This is a genomic window from Desulfotruncus arcticus DSM 17038, assembly GCF_900113335.1.
In the GTDB taxonomy this organism is placed as follows: domain Bacteria; phylum Bacillota; class Desulfotomaculia; order Desulfotomaculales; family Desulfallaceae; genus Desulfotruncus; species Desulfotruncus arcticus.
In genome coordinates, this window is record NZ_FOOX01000006.1 from 1 (window position 1) to 16,661 (window position 16,661).

At 43.6% G+C, this 16,661-nt stretch carries 20 protein-coding genes and 1 pseudogene; 9 read left to right on the forward strand and 12 right to left on the reverse strand.

Annotated features, from left to right (window positions below):
• Positions 1 to 194: 194 nt before the first annotated feature.
• Entirely contained in the window at positions 195 to 1,931 is a 1,737-nt protein-coding gene (locus BM056_RS09325; protein ID WP_092471023.1) for an IS1634 family transposase, read from the reverse strand.
• A gap of 469 nt (positions 1,932 to 2,400) precedes the next feature.
• Between BM056_RS09325 and BM056_RS09330 the strand changes: the two genes are divergently transcribed.
• Complete coding sequence (locus BM056_RS09330; protein WP_092471025.1) at positions 2,401 to 3,825, forward strand: methyl-accepting chemotaxis protein; 1,425 nt, start codon at positions 2,401 to 2,403, stop codon at positions 3,823 to 3,825.
• A gap of 3 nt (positions 3,826 to 3,828) precedes the next feature.
• Positions 3,829 to 5,064, forward strand: coding sequence for an EAL domain-containing protein (locus BM056_RS09335; protein ID WP_092471027.1), 1,236 nt, complete (start codon positions 3,829 to 3,831; stop codon positions 5,062 to 5,064).
• 31 nt (positions 5,065 to 5,095) lie between these two features.
• Here the strand turns inward: BM056_RS09335 and BM056_RS09340 are convergent, their stop codons facing one another.
• From BM056_RS09340 to BM056_RS26155, 3 genes are all read right to left on the reverse strand, one after another.
• Positions 5,096 to 6,277: an MFS transporter gene (locus BM056_RS09340; protein WP_092471029.1), complete on the reverse strand. Its 1,182-nt coding sequence runs from the start codon at positions 6,275 to 6,277 to the stop codon at positions 5,096 to 5,098.
• A gap of 32 nt (positions 6,278 to 6,309) precedes the next feature.
• Complete coding sequence (locus tag BM056_RS09345; protein ID WP_238456390.1) at positions 6,310 to 6,675, reverse strand: PadR family transcriptional regulator; 366 nt, start codon at positions 6,673 to 6,675, stop codon at positions 6,310 to 6,312.
• Between the two features lie 340 nt (positions 6,676 to 7,015).
• Positions 7,016 to 7,153: a hypothetical protein gene (locus tag BM056_RS26155; RefSeq protein WP_165613452.1), complete on the reverse strand. Its 138-nt coding sequence runs from the start codon at positions 7,151 to 7,153 to the stop codon at positions 7,016 to 7,018.
• A gap of 60 nt (positions 7,154 to 7,213) precedes the next feature.
• Between BM056_RS26155 and BM056_RS09350 the strand changes: the two genes are divergently transcribed.
• The 3 genes from BM056_RS09350 to BM056_RS09360 all read left to right on the forward strand — a co-directional run bounded on the left by BM056_RS09350 (position 7,214) and on the right by BM056_RS09360 (position 8,860).
• Positions 7,214 to 7,585: a universal stress protein gene (locus BM056_RS09350; RefSeq protein WP_092471033.1), complete on the forward strand. Its 372-nt coding sequence runs from the start codon at positions 7,214 to 7,216 to the stop codon at positions 7,583 to 7,585.
• Positions 7,586 to 7,874: 289 nt separating this feature from the next.
• Positions 7,875 to 8,255 carry a desulfoferrodoxin gene (locus BM056_RS09355; RefSeq protein WP_092471035.1) on the forward strand — a complete coding sequence of 127 codons (381 nt, stop codon included), beginning with the start codon at positions 7,875 to 7,877 and terminating at the stop codon, positions 8,253 to 8,255.
• Positions 8,237 to 8,860, forward strand: coding sequence for a flavodoxin family protein (locus BM056_RS09360; RefSeq protein WP_092471037.1), 624 nt, complete (start codon positions 8,237 to 8,239; stop codon positions 8,858 to 8,860). Before BM056_RS09355 ends, BM056_RS09360 begins: the two co-directional genes overlap by 19 nt.
• On the opposite strand, the gene BM056_RS27485 is transcribed toward BM056_RS09360, so the two are convergent.
• Entirely contained in the window at positions 8,784 to 9,200 is a 417-nt protein-coding gene (locus BM056_RS27485; RefSeq protein ID WP_092471039.1) for a type II toxin-antitoxin system RelE/ParE family toxin, read from the reverse strand. The two genes, BM056_RS09360 and BM056_RS27485, sit on opposite strands and share 77 nt — an antisense overlap.
• Positions 9,201 to 9,350: 150 nt before the next feature.
• Positions 9,351 to 9,620 (reverse strand): hypothetical protein, encoded by a 270-nt coding sequence (locus BM056_RS25860; protein ID WP_131820748.1) that lies wholly within the window; start codon positions 9,618 to 9,620, stop codon positions 9,351 to 9,353.
• Between the two features lie 77 nt (positions 9,621 to 9,697).
• On the opposite strand from BM056_RS25860, the gene BM056_RS09370 reads away from it, so the two are divergent.
• Positions 9,698 to 10,822 (forward strand): mechanosensitive ion channel family protein, encoded by a 1,125-nt coding sequence (locus BM056_RS09370; protein ID WP_092471041.1) that lies wholly within the window; start codon positions 9,698 to 9,700, stop codon positions 10,820 to 10,822.
• Between the two features lie 195 nt (positions 10,823 to 11,017).
• On the opposite strand, the pseudogene BM056_RS27490 reads toward BM056_RS09370, so the two are convergent.
• From BM056_RS27490 to BM056_RS09385, 3 genes and pseudogenes are all read right to left on the reverse strand, one after another.
• Positions 11,018 to 11,074 (reverse strand): annotated as a pseudogene (locus tag BM056_RS27490) (hypothetical protein); the annotation flags it as partial.
• A 153-nt stretch (positions 11,075 to 11,227) separates the two neighbouring features.
• Positions 11,228 to 11,533, reverse strand: a complete 306-nt coding sequence (locus tag BM056_RS09380) for an efflux RND transporter permease subunit (RefSeq protein ID WP_092471043.1) — start codon at positions 11,531 to 11,533, stop codon at positions 11,228 to 11,230.
• 82 nt (positions 11,534 to 11,615) lie between these two features.
• Positions 11,616 to 12,818, reverse strand: coding sequence for an RtcB family protein (locus tag BM056_RS09385; RefSeq protein WP_092471045.1), 1,203 nt, complete (start codon positions 12,816 to 12,818; stop codon positions 11,616 to 11,618).
• A gap of 171 nt (positions 12,819 to 12,989) precedes the next feature.
• On the opposite strand from BM056_RS09385, the gene BM056_RS09390 reads away from it, so the two are divergent.
• Both BM056_RS09390 and BM056_RS09395 read left to right on the forward strand, forming a co-directional pair.
• On the forward strand, positions 12,990 to 13,262 hold the full coding sequence (locus BM056_RS09390; RefSeq protein ID WP_092471047.1) for a type II toxin-antitoxin system Phd/YefM family antitoxin: 273 nt from the start codon (positions 12,990 to 12,992) through the stop codon (positions 13,260 to 13,262).
• Positions 13,246 to 13,566 (forward strand): type II toxin-antitoxin system RelE/ParE family toxin, encoded by a 321-nt coding sequence (locus tag BM056_RS09395; protein ID WP_092471049.1) that lies wholly within the window; start codon positions 13,246 to 13,248, stop codon positions 13,564 to 13,566. The genes BM056_RS09390 and BM056_RS09395 overlap by 17 nt, the downstream gene beginning before the upstream one ends.
• A gap of 129 nt (positions 13,567 to 13,695) precedes the next feature.
• On the opposite strand, the gene BM056_RS09400 is transcribed toward BM056_RS09395, so the two are convergent.
• Complete coding sequence (locus BM056_RS09400) at positions 13,696 to 13,911, reverse strand: hypothetical protein (protein ID WP_238456410.1); 216 nt, start codon at positions 13,909 to 13,911, stop codon at positions 13,696 to 13,698.
• On the opposite strand from BM056_RS09400, the gene BM056_RS26705 reads away from it, so the two are divergent.
• On the forward strand, positions 13,910 to 14,083 hold the full coding sequence (locus BM056_RS26705; RefSeq protein ID WP_220427538.1) for an ATP-binding protein: 174 nt from the start codon (positions 13,910 to 13,912) through the stop codon (positions 14,081 to 14,083). The two genes, BM056_RS09400 and BM056_RS26705, sit on opposite strands and share 2 nt — an antisense overlap.
• A 174-nt stretch (positions 14,084 to 14,257) precedes the next feature.
• Here BM056_RS26705 and BM056_RS09410 read toward each other — a convergent pair whose 3' ends face one another.
• Both BM056_RS09410 and BM056_RS09415 read right to left on the reverse strand, forming a co-directional pair.
• Positions 14,258 to 14,683, reverse strand: coding sequence for an EamA family transporter (locus BM056_RS09410; RefSeq protein WP_092471051.1), 426 nt, complete (start codon positions 14,681 to 14,683; stop codon positions 14,258 to 14,260).
• A 109-nt stretch (positions 14,684 to 14,792) separates the two neighbouring features.
• Positions 14,793 to 16,634 carry an ASKHA domain-containing protein gene (locus BM056_RS09415; RefSeq protein ID WP_092471053.1) on the reverse strand — a complete coding sequence of 614 codons (1,842 nt, stop codon included), beginning with the start codon at positions 16,632 to 16,634 and terminating at the stop codon, positions 14,793 to 14,795.
• Positions 16,635 to 16,661 lie beyond the last annotated feature (27 nt).

Genomic DNA, 16,661 nt, shown 5'->3' on the forward strand with positions numbered 1-16,661 from the left:
CGTCAACCTGTTTCCAGAAAAAAATACCATGACCAAGGTAAGTATATGCCAAAACTTTTTTGTATTGACAAGAAATGAATTTATAGGCTATAATCCTGACTTTGACAGCATAAGAAGGTAAAAATAGGCCGCAACCCATATAAATAAAGGGGTTGCGGCATTCACATATTTTCAAAAATATGTAGGGGAATACTTTATTTTTTACTGTTAGCTAAAATATTTTTTATATCACTGAGCCGAAGTCTTTTTCTTGTAAAATCGATGTCGAGAGCATTGCCGATGGCATCGGAGATCTCGCTTCGGTAATCGAACATGTAGAGGTTATCCTGCTCATTGGAGCAGGCGATTCTGTTTAGGCACTCAACAATCCTTTCCGACGAGTAACGCCGATTCGTTTTCTTCTGAATAAGCCGTAAGATAACGAGAGCAATGAAACAGGTGAGGAAGTGCGCAGCGATGCGGTCTTCCCGGGAGACGTATACCGGGCGCGTCTCAAGCGTACCCTTCGTGACCCTGAAGGTTTCCTCAATCTCCCACAGCCCGCGGTATGTGTCAATAATCTCCCCATCGGACATCTGCAGTTCACTGGTAACGATTGCATAATAACCATCGTACAATTCGTCTTGCACAAGTTTATCGGAATGAAAGCATGGACGTTGCTTACTTACAAGGACTTCACCGGTCTCCTTATCGAATTCCAGGTGTTTGACGTACTTGGCCGCGCCGTAGGTTATAGCTTTGTTGTACTTCTTTGGATCCGCCACAAGATCCAAAGCCTTTTTCACAACCTCTTCCCGTTCCGCCCTTGCTTTGTCCGCGTACTTCTTTGCCCAGAACACAACTTGCTTTTCATACACGGTCTTCTTTGCCGTTTTACCGCTTTTCATGTTTACAATTATATCTCGCGCAATCCTCCTGCTTTTGATTTTGAACTCGGCATCCTCGCCGGCCGGCTTGCCGTCAGAACCAACATAACCCTCGTTATCAAGCACATAATTCCTGAAAGCGTCCGTGCCGCCGCGGACAGAAAAACTAAACACATAACCGTTCCTGTTTTTCCCACTAGTCAGATAATAAATGTTGTCGCCTGTGATGATCCCCATGTCGGCGACCACCACGATCCTGCCTGTGCCGTAATTCTTCCTGACTTCGCCGATGACGGAGCGGAATGTTTCCTTATCCAGCTTGTTTCCGGGGAAAAGTTCATAATGGAGCGGAATCCCGTCCGCGTCCATAGCAAGTCCCATTTGGACGACCGGATCGTGACGATGCTCTTTCGATCTGCCGTATTTACGTAATTCATCCGCCTCGTCAATCTCAAAGTAGAAATTCGTGACATCATAATAAATCGTCTTTGTGTTGCTCCCGTATTTTTCAGCGATCTGCCCGTGCAGATACCGCTGGAATTCTCTGAAAATCTTTGCAAAATGCGAAAGGGCACGGTACACGTCCCCCAGCGAAAAATTAAAGCGCTCAAAATAGCGGCGCCGTTCTTCGAACGCCTTCTTCTTGGAGCCGGGCGAGAGTAGCCTGGAGACAACAAGCAGCATCATAATGGAATTAGTGTTGAACTTGAAGTCTTGATTGCGTGCCCGGTTGTTGAAAAAGCGATGCAATCCGAGTTCATGGTAGATCTTTAAGATTGCGACATAGCCGAAGTTTTTCCTGTCATCAGCTCCTTGGGCGAGCTGCTCATCCATGTTGATGGTTAGTGTTAGCTTTTTCTTCGTGTTTTCTTCCTCCGTCATCTTGCGGGCGACTTCCTTGAAATGAGCTATGGGATCGTCATATTCCTTTTCCAGCTCGTCCAAGTAACCCAGGGACTTTATGGTTCGATCAGTCGAAATATTGGTTACGGGGTTTCTGTATTTTTGGGCGATAACAAGATAGGTTCTGCCTGATTCTTTTCGATACGTTTTTTTGAGATACATAACAAGAAACCTCCCATATCTGCATAGTCAGACCATATCTCTATCATAACATATTGTGCCAAATTATGCCACATAAAAATGAATAAAACTTAAAATAAAAAAACCCCTTGCGGCCTTATGTCGCAAGGGGTTTCGAGTTTTATCTAGTCAACTAGGCTGTTAAACTAACGAGGCTTGTAGAGATTTCTATATTAAAGCAAGTGTCAAAGACCCATTTTATACTATACCAGATTTTTTATGCCGTCAACCTGTTTCCAGAAAAAAATACCATGACCAAGGTAAGTATATGCCAAAACTTTTTTGTATTGACAAGAAATGAATTTATAGGCTATAATCTGCAAAATAATAATGTAATACGAAGACGTATTATTTTTTCGCCACAAGCAAAGAAGCTGCCTGGTTAAAGGCAGTTTTTTATTTTTTATAAACTTATACCTAAGCTCATATACGCTACCCCTGGGAGTTGAATATGTTGAATATTATGTACCTGATCTACCTACTGGCCGGAGCTGTCATAGGAGCCGCTTTATGCTTTTGGCTAACCAGCCGGACGGTTAATAAAAAGCAGCAACAACTCCATAAAATGGAAAGGACAATTGAAAGTTGGTCCGCTGTTAGCCTGCCCATGATTAAAGAGCAAACTTTCACAGGTGAATTTTCCAACCTGGGTAAGGCAATATCCCGTATCATTGACATAACCAGATTCCTGGCCCGGGAGATACAGCTTACAGCCCATCAAGTGCGGGCAGGTTCAGAGCAAACAGAAACAGCAGCCCGGTCTGCCGCTGACATTAACCAGGCCTTCCAATCGATGCGCAACATGGCGATAGCCCTGAGCGAAGCCAGTGCTGCAATGGAACAAGATTTCCAAAAAAACTCTCTAGCCATTAATGATATAAGTTGCGCCGTTGAACAGGTAAACAATGCCGTTACGGGCATTACCGGCAACAGCCGCCTGCTGCAAGAACAAACAGGCACGATGGAAACAGCGGTGGCACAGGTAAAACTAATATCTGAGAGCATTGGGGAAATATCCAATCAAACAAAATTGCTGGCTTTAAACGCTTCCATAGAAGCAGCCCGGGCGGGAGATCACGGCCGGGGTTTTTCGGTGGTGGCGGCGGAAATTGGCAAACTTTCCGACCGTACAGCAACGGCAGTGCAGCAAACCTTTAATATACTGTCAGAACTGCAGCAAAACGTGGGCACAGTAGTGGAAAGCATTAATACCAGTCTGGATTCTTCCCATGCAGTAACCAGTCAGGTAAAAAATGTCGGCAACGTACTCTCCCAAAGCCTTGGATCCATTGAAAAGGTTAACAATTCCGCATTGGAGACTTTTAGCAATATCAGCACCAGGCTGCAGCAAACAGCTCAAGTTCTGGAATATCATCTGCAGGATCTGGAATCAGTCATGCAGACAGGACAGTTGATGGCTGATCTCGCTGAAACACTGGAAAAAACTGCAACCGGCAATCAACTGTCTTACACGATGAACAACGAGCTGGCTTCGCATGTTGAAGACATCAGAAATCTGCTGGTGCAAGCCTCAAATCAGGCGGACATTGTAGCCATGAAACCGGATACACATAAGGCCGCATTATCTAAGTTAAAAAACAAATATCAGGATATAGAAGCTATTTGGTCCAATGATAACCATGGAAAGTTCCTTTTTTCTCAGCCGCCGGCCGCCCTGGCCAACGGCAAGGTACGGGAATGGTGGCAAAAGGCCATATCCGGTGAGAGATTTATCTCTCCCGTATACATATCTGCCATTACCCGGCAGCCCTGCCTGACGGTGTCGGTACCTATATTTAACAACGAGCAAATAATCGGGGTTCTTGGCGCAGATGTTAAGCTAAACCAAATTCAAATTAAATTAACGGGTATTTAGTATATGCAAAATTACAGCCAAGCTATCAACATACATCAAATAATTGAAGAAGAATCAATAGACACATATTTTCAACCGCTGGTTTCCGCAAAAATGCGTTCTATCGTAGGGTTAGAGGCTTTAACCAGAGGTTTTTGCCAACCATCAGGCGAAATTATCATGCCCAACCTCTTATTCAAACTTGCTGAAGAAAACAATTTGACACTGGAGCTGGACAGATTATGCCGCAAGAAGGCCCTTGAAAAATTCCGGCAAGTTTTTTCTCAAAACAATGAAATGCTGTTGTTTTTGAACTTTGACACTTCGATTATTGACCTGGGAGTTGTGGGTTCCGGCTACTTGCAGCGCCAGGTAAAACATGCGGGAATCAACCCGTGTAATATCGTGCTGGAAATCATTGAATCCAAAGTTAATGACATTGGTGCCCTGCAGAACTTTATTAACGCACACAAAGAATTAGGATTTTTATTCGCTCTGGATGATATCGGCTGCGGCTATTCCAATTTGGACAGAATTGCTTTTGTAAAACCCGACCTAATTAAGGCTGACCGCGCACTGGTCGATAATATTAATCAAGATTATTACAAACAAGAAGTACTGAAATCTCTGGTCAACCTATCCCAAAAAATAGGCGCGTTAGTAGTGGCTGAAGGGGTGGAGAAAAAAGAAGAAACAATTATGGCCCTTGAATTAGGCGTAGATATGCTGCAGGGTTTTTACTTTGCCAAACCCACATCAAAAACCACATGTTCAGCTGAACTCTATACCCGTATCGCCGAAGTCTCCAGTAATTTTAAAAATCATATGATCGAGCAAATGCATGCCAAGAGGCAACTACACAGGAACTATGATTTACTGATTAAGAAATTCTGTGACAAATTATCGGAACTGACTATTGATGAATTTGACAGCCTGTTGCAGAGGGTGGTCAATAGCCAGTCCAACCTGGAATGCATATACATACTTGACGAAGCAGGCATCCAAGCCAGTGATACTTTTTGCAATCAAGATAACTTAACCAGACGCCAGGGTCCTTTTTTCAAACCTGCCCCCAAAGGAACAGACCACTCCTTAAAAGAATATTATTATTTGCTCGCCCATACCGGCCTTAGTAAATATACCACCGAGCCTTATATATCCCTGGCTTCCGGCAACTTATGCATCACTAAATCTACATTTTTTCAAAGCTATGATTGTAAAAACTACATTTTATGCATCGACGGAAATAGCCCCGTGTAACAACGATTAGCGTTGGACTGTTCTTGGCATGTCAATTGGCAAGCCCGGGATTTTTACCGGCCTGCCCCTTTTTATTCAGCGTTAAGGCAAAAATACCGGCAATTAGCGGCAGCCATAATAATAAGCGCACTGCGGCCATAAGGCTAAAAACATCAGCAAATTTACCCACCAATGTTACTGCCAGGCCACCCACACCTATAGCAAAGCCCATGCTTAGCCCTGCCGCCATAGCTTTATTATCCGGAATAGCCTCCTGGGCCGCTACCACCGTCACAGAAAAGGATGCCAGCAAAGCAGCTCCTCCCAGACCCAAAAAGATATCGCTCAATAATCCCTGAGTAGCTAAAAAACCATAAAAGAACGGTGTCGCTAATACCAGAGAACCGGCAATCAACGGCCGGCGACCGTATTTGTCGGAAATAAAGCCCCCTGCCAGCCCACCGGCCGCACCGGCAAAAAGCATCAGGAATAATAGATAGCTAATTCTGCCGGGGTCCATTTTTTCAGACTTGAAATATAATGGCAGCATGGTGATTAAGCCGGTGTATACCAGAGAGCGCAGAGCCACCACGACCATTAACTTGTTTAATTCACCCAGCGCCGGTCGCATGGAAGAAATTATTTCATTCAAACTTTTTTTCTGAATGGTTTTCTTTTCAGTCCGAGGAGCAAAAATATATAGAAATAGAGCCGCTACAATTCCTGGGATAACCATAACAGTGGTTCCTTTAGCTCCGTAAATGGCAAACAGGGGAACCAAAACTACAGGTGCCACCGCCCAGCCGACATTGCCGGAGGCCACAAAAGCCGACATAATAAAGCCTTTGCGGTTACCGCTTACTGCAGATACCATAGCCGAGGCCTGAGGGTGAAAAGCGGCGGTTCCAATGCCTGCTGCAGCAGCCATTATCAGCAACAACCCATAATTTACGGTCAACCCGGTTAAACTCAATATCACCGCCATCCACAAAGTACCAACAAAGACCAGCCAGCGCTGATTTTTCTGGTCAACCAGGTAGCCGAATACCGGCTGCACCAGTGACGAAGTGATGGTAAAGGCCGATACCAGTGAGCTGGCCTTGGTTACCGAAAACCCGGCCGTAGCCACAATAATAGGCAAGAGCTGTGGCAAAAAGTTATTATACATATCATTAATCAGATGGGCAATAGATAATACTCCAAGGGTCACCGTTCTAAATTTAGTTTCATGCATAGGATATCCTCCCCGCTTTAGCTATCCAGGCTTTAAATTTTCTTGTTCATGTTCTTTTCTTTTAATGATTGGAAATTAGTCAAAAAATAGTTGAGGTTGCGCATCCGCATGATTATATCTGCTTCAAAGTAATCCAGCATCTCCCATCCCTTCTCCGTAATCGTGTAAATTTTTTTAGCCGGCCCAGGCTCTGTAGTATCCCACCGGAAAACCACAGCCCCGTCCTTTTCCAACTCCTGCAGCACCCGGTAAACCGCGCCGCTGTCCACATGGGGCTTAGGAAGCCTCTCCTGGAGCACAGCCAGCAATCCCCCGCCATGCGCGTCTCCTTCGGCCAGGAACAATAATAAAAAGGCCGGAAGATGCCGATAATTCTTTCCTTTTTTAGGGCTGCCCAATACCATTTGCTCCTCTCGTTAAGTTAAAAACAGCATACTGCAAATAACAGTATACTGCAAACGTCATTCAAGGTCAATTAATTGGCATTGTAAAACGCACGACATTAAACTGCATAAAAAATAACTTTCTCTTTTATACAGTCCACCCAGACTTAATATAATAAAAACACGTACGCTTAATCAATTCCATCAGCGCACGTGTTTTATCTTTAATATTACCTCATGTAATATACAAATATGTTACATTTATAATAGCGTAAAAAACTTTGTCATAAGGGCATAGTATATTTGTACATATTGTGAATTTTTTTTCATTCACTTATAATTAACTAAAAAAGTATTACTCAGTTTCGGAAAACCTTCTCATAATCAACGGGATTCCAAACGCACCCAGCAAAACCATTGCTATAGCTGTAAGCATATCACTAACCTCCCGGGTTATTTGATCATTTACTGCTTTAGACTTACCAGCTATCAAAAATGTTCCTTCATTAAGCTAAAAAAAGCAAAAATTTTCATTTTCAAGGAGGTATTATTGATGAAGATATTAATCCCAATCGACGGTTCGGAATATTCTACACGCGCTGTTTGTTTCGCCGCCGGGTTGCTGAAAAAATGTTGCGATATGGAAGCCGTTCTTTTATCCGTTACTTACCCATTTAAAGAGAGTAACGCCGGCAGCATTTTAGAAAATGCCAGAAAAAGCTTCGGTGAAAACAGCGCCAGGGTAAGAGAACTTATTTTGGAAGGTGAACCGGCTGAATCAATTATCAAATACGCCAAGGAAAATGAAATAGAGCTGGTCATCATGGGAAGACGCGGCTTGGGAACTATCAAGGGAATGATGCTGGGAAGCGTCAGTTATAAAGTTTTAAGCGGGGTAAATATACCTGTAACCATTGTCAAATAACTTAAATAATCATATCCCCACGGTTAAAAAACTGCCACAAATTTAAAAACAGCTAATCCAGGTCACCATAATTGAATTGCGCACGGGACATCCCTCCGGCGGTGAAAGAGGCATGTCTCTTTTCATTTTTAACATCTAATGGGGACATTCCTCCAACTGTAAAGCACGGCTCAATATGGAGGCCTGTCCTTTTTCATTTTAAGAAATACTTAAGAGATACTTAAAATAAGTTTAATTTGTATAATCTAATATGAATACAACTTAAAGTTAACTAAGGGGAGGAATTTTAATGACTGAACTAAATCAGGTTTACAAATGTAACGTTTGCGGAAACATCGTAGAGATTGTGCACCCGGGTAAAGGCAGTCTGGTATGCTGCAACCAGCCAATGGTATTATTTAAGGAGAACACGGTTGACGCTGCAAAAGAAAAGCACGTTCCGGTGCTCACCAGAGAAGGTAACATTGTAACTATAAAAGTAGGCAGTGTGGAGCACCCAATGGAGGAAAAACACTACATTGAATGGGTTGAAATTATTGACGGGGGGAAAGTGTACAGGCAGTACCTGAAGCCGGGGGAAAAACCCGAAGCCAAGTTTAATGTTGACGGACCGAGCGTAACGGCCAGAGGATATTGTAACCTGCACGGATTATGGAGCGCCCAGGAATAACCGGGGTAGGACCGGCGCCGGGAAAACCGACCTGCCTGGCCCTGGCTTGCAGCCCCCGCATTAACGGAAATACCTCACAGCTCGCCGCTGCGGCACTGGAAGAGTGCCGTTTAGCGGGCTGTGCTACGGAGTTTATCCAGCTTGCAGATTACCGCTTTGAACCCTGTCGGGCCTGCGGGGCATGCAACACCACCGGAAAATGCGTAATCAAAGATGATGCCCTGCAACTATTTGATAAGATCCGGTCAGTCGACCGTTTAATTGTTGCCGCACCTATTTTTTCAATGGGCATCAATGCGCAGGCTAAAGCGTTGATTGACCGCTCCCAGCAATTCTGGGCCGTAAAATACCTGTTGGATCAAAAAGTGGTTAATTTAGGGGAAAGACCTGCGCGCAACGGAATCTTCATTAGCTGTGCCGGAACTAACCTACCGGGCGTTTTTGATGGAGCTATACGGGTGATTAAATATTTTTTCATGATTATGGAAGTTAAACTGGTTAAAACGTTATGTTACAGTGATGTGGATCTTAAAGGAGAAATATTGGAACATCCCGGAGCGCTGGAGGAAGTAAAAGAATACGGCAGGAAGTTGGCGGAAATTTAAAACCGGCGGGCAAAACCCATATCCCGCCGGACTTCATTATTGTACGACGCGTTTTCTCGAATGGGGAATCTTGTTTAGCATATGATTTGTAATTACGCATATAATCCCGCTTGCCGTATAAGATTCTCGATACAAAAACATTTCCACCTTCATACCTATAAAATATCAGGTAACTGGCACAAACAAGAAAACGATAGTCTGTCTGAATATCCACTATGGAAGATAGCGGTGCCCCAATTCCAGGATGCTCCGCCAGCCTGCGAATTTTTTTCGTAATTTTAGAAATCAGACTTACAGCCGCCTGTGGATTACTAAGTTCCCGGGAAATGTAGCTTTTAATTTTACAAAATCCTCTTTGGCTTCGGGCGAAATTTTTAGCTTATAAGAGCAATGTAATGAAGGAAATAATTAAGAGCACCGAACTGCCCGGTGCTCTTTTTGTCACATTGGCTTTTCAAAGATGTTAGCAAGTTGAGCAATTCTACGAACGTTACGAATTAAGTCTCCTAAAAATGTAATTCCCGCTGATGGGGTGGTGCTGTAAATTTAAGTAAATCTTACGTAGTGGCAAAATAACCACCTTTATTTTTTTATTTCCTGTTTTCATGCGGGTTTGAGCCAGGTTAACTGATAAAGTCAGGAGAAAGATTCTTCGAGTGAGAACTGGCACAACCCCGTGTGCTGATTGCGGGTTTTTTAAAGTCATAATGCCAGATGCTATACAACGCAAATGTCCGCTTTCTTTTTCAAAAAAAGCCATAGCTCGACACGGCCTAGGGCCGCACCATCAGAATATGGTATAATGTAACAAATGTCGTTTTCATGGAGGAATTTTCTATGGATGTGATCAGGGAATGGTACCAGCTGTGGCAGACTTATCCTTATCACAACGAAATTAATTTCATGGTTTTTATCCCTTTGTTCTTTGTCTTGCGCTCCTGGCTAGTCAAAAAACTAAATCTTTATTTTAATTCCAAACAGGAAAACAACGACCTTTCGCCCTTTATTCAATCATTAATTAACTGGGGCACTTTTTACGCCATTATTGTTTATGCTATTATTTACTTCAGGGACACCCTGTGGCTGGGCGAAACGTGGTTTAAAATCGGCGACACGCCGGTGACCACTCTGACTTTTATTGTGCCCGCCATAATCATCAGCCTAAGCATCAAGTTTTCCAATTTCATATCCAGGTTCCTGCTCCACCGGGTCTACAGCCGTTACGAAATGGATCAGGGCATGCAATACACATTTTCTAGGCTGATGCACTACGGGATTATCGTCGTTTCCATCCTGGTAGCCCTGCCGGTGATAGGCTTTGATTTAAGCATTTTGACCGTTTTTGCCGGGGTCGCCGGCATCGGGATCGGCTTCGGTATGCAAAATATCATCTCCAATTTTATCTCGGGCCTAATCGTTCTTTTTGAACGGCCCATCAAGGTAGGGGATAGGATTCAGCTTGGCGACCTGCACTGCGACGTCGAGCACATCAATATCAGGTCCACTATCGTGCGCACCAGAAACAACGAGCACATCATCATCCCCAACAGCCAGTTTATCGAAAACCAAATCATGAACTGGTCTTATGGTGACCCCAAGGTGCGGCAGGAGATACTCATCGGGGTCGCTTACGGCTCCGACGTGCAGCTACTGGAAAGACTGCTGTTGCAGGCAGCACAAGAGCATGAAGAAGTGTTGGACGACCCGCCACCCCGGGTGGACTTTCTTAATTTCGGCGAATCCTCCCTTGACTTTCGCCTGTTGTACTGGATACCGCACCCCGTGCTGCGCACCATGATTAAAAGCGCCCTGAACTTCCGCATCAACGACCTGTTGCAGGAACACGGCGTGGAAATCCCCTTCCCGCAGCGCGACCTGCACCTACGCAGCGTCGACACCTTGCTATTAAGCAACCTGCAAGTGGAAATGGAGCAAAAAAAGGAACTGCAGGCGGAAAATTAGTGGGGTTTATCTCCAGATCGTCATTGAGTATCTGACCGGTTTCGTCCTCCCGGGTATGGAATATATGGTGGTAGCGACTTTCGTCCGGGAACCGGATGAAGCCCAATACATTAACGGTTACCGTTTTGCGCAGGTCGCTGATTGTTGCCCGCTGGTCAACTGTCCGTAATAGAGTCCGGCCCAGTAGTATATTGTCCGCTTGTCTATGTTGTACTGGTTAGCTACCTGAGCTTCTATGTTAATTAGGATTATCTTTTCTTGCCTGGCGGAGGTTGCAGTTTTGGACTATTTGCAATCCGTGCTCTGAATGTCGCACTATCAATTCCGCCTATGACATAGCATGTCGGAAGGATCGCCTGCTCAATCACCAGTTTTGCATCCACTTCTCCAATAGTCACTCATCCATCAAATATGGGTGTTTTCAAACAAAGAATATAGCACCGGAACCAGGACCAGGGTAATGAGAGTATGAAAAATCAAACCGAAGATAACTACAACAGCCATCGTCGACTCCAGATCCGATCCTTCGCCGAAGTTGAGCGCCAAAGGCAGCAAGGCCAGGATGGCGGTCAATTTGGTCATCAAAATCGGCCGCACCCGGTTATGCGCCCCTTCCATTATTGCCGCATGCAGGTCATACCCTCGTGAACACAGTAAATTAAGTCGGTCTATAAGCAAAATTGCATTGGATACCACAATGCCGATAAGCATGAATAGTTAGTATTTCTTATCCCTTTAACTTACGTTTTCAAGCTTCAGCTTATACATTCGTTAAAGTTAAAAGAACTAAATCTTAATCAGCTGCTTTAAAATTGTAGATTGGTTTGATAATTTCTATAATGTCAACCGTGTCTGCGGTGTTATTTACAATATCACTAATGGTTTTATAAGCAAGGGGACATTCGTCTATCGTATCTTTATTGACCGATGTGGTGAAAATACCATCCATTAGTGTTTTATACTGCTTAAGTGTAAAAGAGTGCCTGGCTTGCGTCCTGCTCATAATTCTCCCGGCCCCGTGCGGGGCGGAAAAATTCCAATCCGCATTTCCCTTGCCAAGGCAAATAAGGCTGCCGTCACGCATATTTATTGGTATCAACAGCTTTTCATCCCTTTGGGCTGAAACAGCGCCCTTTCTTAAAATCATGTTTTCGGTATCAATGTAATTATGAATGGTTGTGAACTGTTCAATGACATTAACCTTCAGGCCTTTACTTATTTCCTGCAGGATAGCTTTACGGTTAAGCTCGGCATAACGCTGCACTATTTTCATATCGTGAATGTAATCATTAAAGAGTTCCCCCGACACATAAGCTAATGGCTTGGGAATATCAGTTAAAATCTCTGTTTTTTTTCTCTTTAGTTCCTTTTTAATTTCCTTCTGACGTCCCGCTGCTTTTAGTTCCGCGATATAAGCATCAATGTCGTGTTTAGTATTCTTGTTCAGCGCTTTATAAGCTTCCTCCTGATAGAGTTTGGCAACTTCATTGCCTAAATGGCGGCTGCCGGAGTGGATTACAATATATAAATTCTCCCCGCTGTCCCGGTTGACTTCAATAAAATGATTCCCGCCACCCAAGGTTCCAATACTGCGCCTTGCTCTAACAAGGTTGACTTCACTCTTACATTTCAGATTGTTTAAATCTATAGCATCGTTGAAACTATGTTCTTTATTCCTGATGTTAAATCCACTCGGTACTTTCTCATAAATCAATTTGTCGAGTCTTAGCAGCTCAATATGCCGGTTTTGGAGCTTAACCACCTCCATGCCGCAACCGATATCAACACCAACAAGATTAGGAACCACTTTATCCGTTATCGTCATTGTGGTGCCTATGGTACAGCCAACTCCACTATGTACGTCCGGCATAATCCTTATTTTGCTGCCTTTTACAAACTCTTGATTACACAAGGTTTTGATCTGCGCGATCGCATTGGGATCAATATTATCAATGTAAATTATTGCGTTATTATATTTTCCCTTTATCTCAAACATAACGGTGATCCTTCCAATTACAGCTTTGTAAGGTTTTATCTTTTCTAGCTTCAGGGTTATCGGCCATTTTCCTTCCGCCGTTTGGACAAGAAGAGGGTGTATAGCTTTGTTAATCTGTCATTCATATGTTAGAATAAAGTCAGAATAATACCATACGGGAGGAGCGTTAGAATGCATATTAAACCTTCTACAACAATTCGGCAGGACTATAACGGTTTTTCAAAGCTTTGCCATGAGCTTGACGAGCCGGTAATACTTACGCGAAACGGGGAAGCCGACCTGGTTGTCATGAGTCATGAGGCATTCCGGCGCATGGAGGCCCGCATTAAATTACAATCCAAATTACTGGTCGCCGAAAAACAGATTGCCGAGGGTGAACAATTGATTGAGCATAATGACGTCATGGCCAGAATGCGGAGGAAGATTGATGCCGCCAAAGAATAAAATAAAATACACTCCTGTTGCAGTTGATGATATGGACGAAATTTTTTCTTACATAGCAAAGGATAACGCAGCCGCTGCCGAATCTTTGTTGGAAAGAATAAATATGTCAATATCCAGGCTGGCCGACTTCCCCAACTTAGGCTCGGTACTCTCAGATGAAGAATATACTCTTGTTAATCGTGGGTATCGATTTATAGTTGTTCAGCCATACCTTGTTTTCTACAGAATAATTGACCATACCATTATTATACACCGAATCCTACACGGGCGCAGGGATTACCTGCGGGAGCTGTTTGAGCCATAGAATGAGTTCCATAAATTGCCTTATTGCATTATAATTAAGAGCACCGAACTGCCCGGTGCTCTTTCTGTCACATTAGCTTTTCAAAGTCTGGTAAAAACTTCTTGAATTGTTTTCAAGAAAAACTCAGCATCATTGATGGCCAATAGGATCCGCCGTCTTGACAAAATCGTTCCAATCCCAGTTGCTATCGTCGATTTGCACCTGGGAATTATCCAGTAAGGTTCTATCGGCGGCAATCATATCAATACCGATATTAACCGGCAGCCCATATAGTTTATCTTTATATTCTAAAGCCTTGAAAATATTTTGGTAGTATTTGCCACTGTCGAAGCTTTGATCCGACATGTTTAGAATTGAACAAGTCATAACCAACCTTGTCGACAACGCTATCAAATATACTCCGGCGGGCGGTGTCATTAAGATTTTGGCTGGGGATAAAGACGATCAAGTGCTCATAGAAATAGAGAATCCCGGCGATCACATCCCCGAGACTGAGCTGCAAAAATATCTGGAGTAAATTTTACCGGATTGAAATTCAAGAAACAGGGATCTTGGCGGTACAGGGCTGGGGCTTGCCATTATCAAAAACATCCTCGATCTCCATGGCAGTAAGTATGGAGTAACGAATACAGCGTATGGAGTCAAATTTTTCTTTACCATGGAAAAAGATCCCGAGGGTTCTTAATAATATTTATTTGTTAATCAATATTAGTCCAATGATACAAAATACTGCCCCCAAAACTTTATTCATCCCAAATTCCTCATTATAAAACAATATTCCTATTGGTATAAGCACAACCGCAAGTGATATATTTGCTACTAAAGATCCCAAGCTTATTTTCCAACCTGCTCTGTAAGCCAATAAATATCCTAATTCAAGACCAATAATGGAAACACCAAGCACAACACTTGTCCAGTTTAGATCTTCAAACGACTTAAAGAATCCTTTATCAGTTTTGTAGAACAGCAACGCAACAACAGTCAGAACTGTAGCCGTCAAATATGTAATAATTAAAGCTGAAAAAGGGTTTGCTTTCTCCGGCGTTGATTTCTGGCATACGTTATATACAATATTTGAACCAACTATTAGCACAATTGAAAATACATACATAAACATAATCAACTATCCTCTCATCAAGAACATTTTCCATCATAGTGACATAGAAATAAAGAATCCCGGCGACCATATCCCCGAGACCGAGCTACAAAATATATGGGGATCTGCTTTAGAAACTCATTCCCCTGACAAATTGCCGCTGAAACTTTTTATGCAAAGACAACTCAATATGCTCGGTTCTCTTGGGCAAGTCACAAGCTATTTGCAGTTGTTCTTTGGATTGCAAAGCCATAATAGCTCCGCTACCTGCCGCATTACCCACGGGTCTGATGCGGGTAACATCTATGTCGGGCAGCATCCCGATTCCTTTTAGGCTTTCCGGGCGCAGATGACTGCCAAAAGCCCCCGCCAACAGGATGCCATCTAATTCAGCTATACCAGCCTCGTCTAAAAGTATTTCCACACCGGCCCTAATGGCGCCTTTGGCCAGCTGCAATTCACTTATATCTTTTTGAGTTATCGCAACTTCATTTTTTCCTTCCACCAGCACAAATGTGTTTAAGCCATTACCCCGCGTTTTAATCCTGTTCCGAACTTTCTCCGGCAACTCCATAGGACAATCTTTAGGGCTATTAATCCGGCCGTTTTTTCGAACGACACCCAACCTCACCAGTTCAGAAACCGCATCTACCAGGCCGGAACCGCAAATTCCTCTTGGTTCCTGATCACCCACAACAGCTATATCAACATCATCATTAATGGCAACTTTATAAATTGCTCCCGGTTCCGCCCTCATCCCCTGACTGATGGAGGCCCCCTCAAAAGCCGGCCCCGCTGCCGTTGAACATGTCAATAACCGGTTTTCCGCAGCAAGAACAACTTCACCATTGGTTCCTATATCAACTGCCAGCCAGTTCCCTGACAGCTCATAAATCTTTGTCGCCAGCATTACCCCTACAGTATCCGATCCCACATAGCCGGCAATATTGGGTAAAAGTATAAACCGTGCAGCCGGCAGCAGCGTTTTAAGACCCAGGAAATCCACGGCAGCCGTTATACTTTCAGCAAAAACGGGAACAAATGGCGAAAAAGCAATACCCAACGGGTTCACGCCCAGTAATAAATGACTCATCACAGTGTTCCCAACCAGAGTTATGATATATATATGCTCCGGCGGGATGCCGGAACCGGCTAAAAGCTTGCTTATGATTTCGTCCAGCGTATTAATTACCAATTCCTTCATTTCCGAAAGTCCGTTGGGGTTCTCGATGGTATAGTTGATCCGTGATATGACATCGGCGCCGTGCACCCTCTGTTTGTTGGCCGCAAAAGCGGTTTTTAAAACCTTGCAGCTATGCAAATCAACTAAATAACCGGCAACGCTGGTAGTGCCAATATCAAAAGCGATTCCGTATAGCTGCGAGGTGGTATTACCCGCTTCAAGGGCAATAATTGTATCATTAAAGATAGCAGAGGTTACCCTGTACTCGCCATCTCTTAAAATCACCGGGACCCGGCTCAGCAATCTGAGATCCAATGCCACTTTTCCCGGCACATCCCCGATTATTCTATTCAGGTCTGAAATTTGATCATTAACCGTAGGGAAAGTCAATTGATGAAAAGTCTTGGTCACAATGGGGTCATTCCCGGTAATATTTTCGGCATATGCCCCCTTATCCGGCACAAATTCTTTTTGGCCATTGTTTAAACCATCAAGCTCTATCGTTAAATCACCCGTTGCCTCTTGTTGACACAACAGCACATATCCTTGCTGCATTTCTTCTTCAGACAATAATTTCTTCTCGTTTTCGGTATACTCACTTATCCCTCCTTTTACGACCCTGGCCCGGCATTTGCCGCAAGTTCCTTTACCGCCGCATAGCGCATTGACATCCAACCCCTGGCCATAAGCAACGTTTATAAGCTTCTCACCCCGGGTGGCTTTAACCTCAATACCTAAAGGCATAATAGTTACTTTAATGTTTTTATCAGCGATATTTTTATCAGCCATATTAATTACCTGCCTTTTGATAAGTAT

Coding starts and splice junctions, on each gene's coding strand:
- BM056_RS09325 (WP_092471023.1), bottom strand. CDS start 1,931: ATGTATCTCAAAAAAACGTATCGAAAAGAATCAGGCAGAACCTATCTT.
- BM056_RS09330 (WP_092471025.1), top strand. CDS start 2,401: ATGTTGAATATTATGTACCTGATCTACCTACTGGCCGGAGCTGTCATA.
- BM056_RS09335 (WP_092471027.1), top strand. CDS start 3,829: ATGCAAAATTACAGCCAAGCTATCAACATACATCAAATAATTGAAGAA.
- BM056_RS09340 (WP_092471029.1), bottom strand. CDS start 6,277: ATGCATGAAACTAAATTTAGAACGGTGACCCTTGGAGTATTATCTATT.
- BM056_RS09350 (WP_092471033.1), top strand. CDS start 7,214: ATGAAGATATTAATCCCAATCGACGGTTCGGAATATTCTACACGCGCT.
- BM056_RS09355 (WP_092471035.1), top strand. CDS start 7,875: ATGACTGAACTAAATCAGGTTTACAAATGTAACGTTTGCGGAAACATC.
- BM056_RS09360 (WP_092471037.1), top strand. CDS start 8,237: ATGGAGCGCCCAGGAATAACCGGGGTAGGACCGGCGCCGGGAAAACCG.
- BM056_RS25860 (WP_131820748.1), bottom strand. CDS start 9,620: ATGGCTTTTTTTGAAAAAGAAAGCGGACATTTGCGTTGTATAGCATCT.
- BM056_RS09370 (WP_092471041.1), top strand. CDS start 9,698: ATGGATGTGATCAGGGAATGGTACCAGCTGTGGCAGACTTATCCTTAT.
- BM056_RS09380 (WP_092471043.1), bottom strand. CDS start 11,533: ATGCTTATCGGCATTGTGGTATCCAATGCAATTTTGCTTATAGACCGA.
- BM056_RS09385 (WP_092471045.1), bottom strand. CDS start 12,818: ATGTTTGAGATAAAGGGAAAATATAATAACGCAATAATTTACATTGAT.
- BM056_RS09390 (WP_092471047.1), top strand. CDS start 12,990: ATGCATATTAAACCTTCTACAACAATTCGGCAGGACTATAACGGTTTT.
- BM056_RS09395 (WP_092471049.1), top strand. CDS start 13,246: ATGCCGCCAAAGAATAAAATAAAATACACTCCTGTTGCAGTTGATGAT.
- BM056_RS26705 (WP_220427538.1), top strand. CDS start 13,910: ATGTTTAGAATTGAACAAGTCATAACCAACCTTGTCGACAACGCTATC.
- BM056_RS09400 (WP_238456410.1), bottom strand. CDS start 13,911: ATGTCGGATCAAAGCTTCGACAGTGGCAAATACTACCAAAATATTTTC.
- BM056_RS09410 (WP_092471051.1), bottom strand. CDS start 14,683: ATGTTTATGTATGTATTTTCAATTGTGCTAATAGTTGGTTCAAATATT.
- BM056_RS09415 (WP_092471053.1), bottom strand. CDS start 16,634: ATGGCTGATAAAAATATCGCTGATAAAAACATTAAAGTAACTATTATG.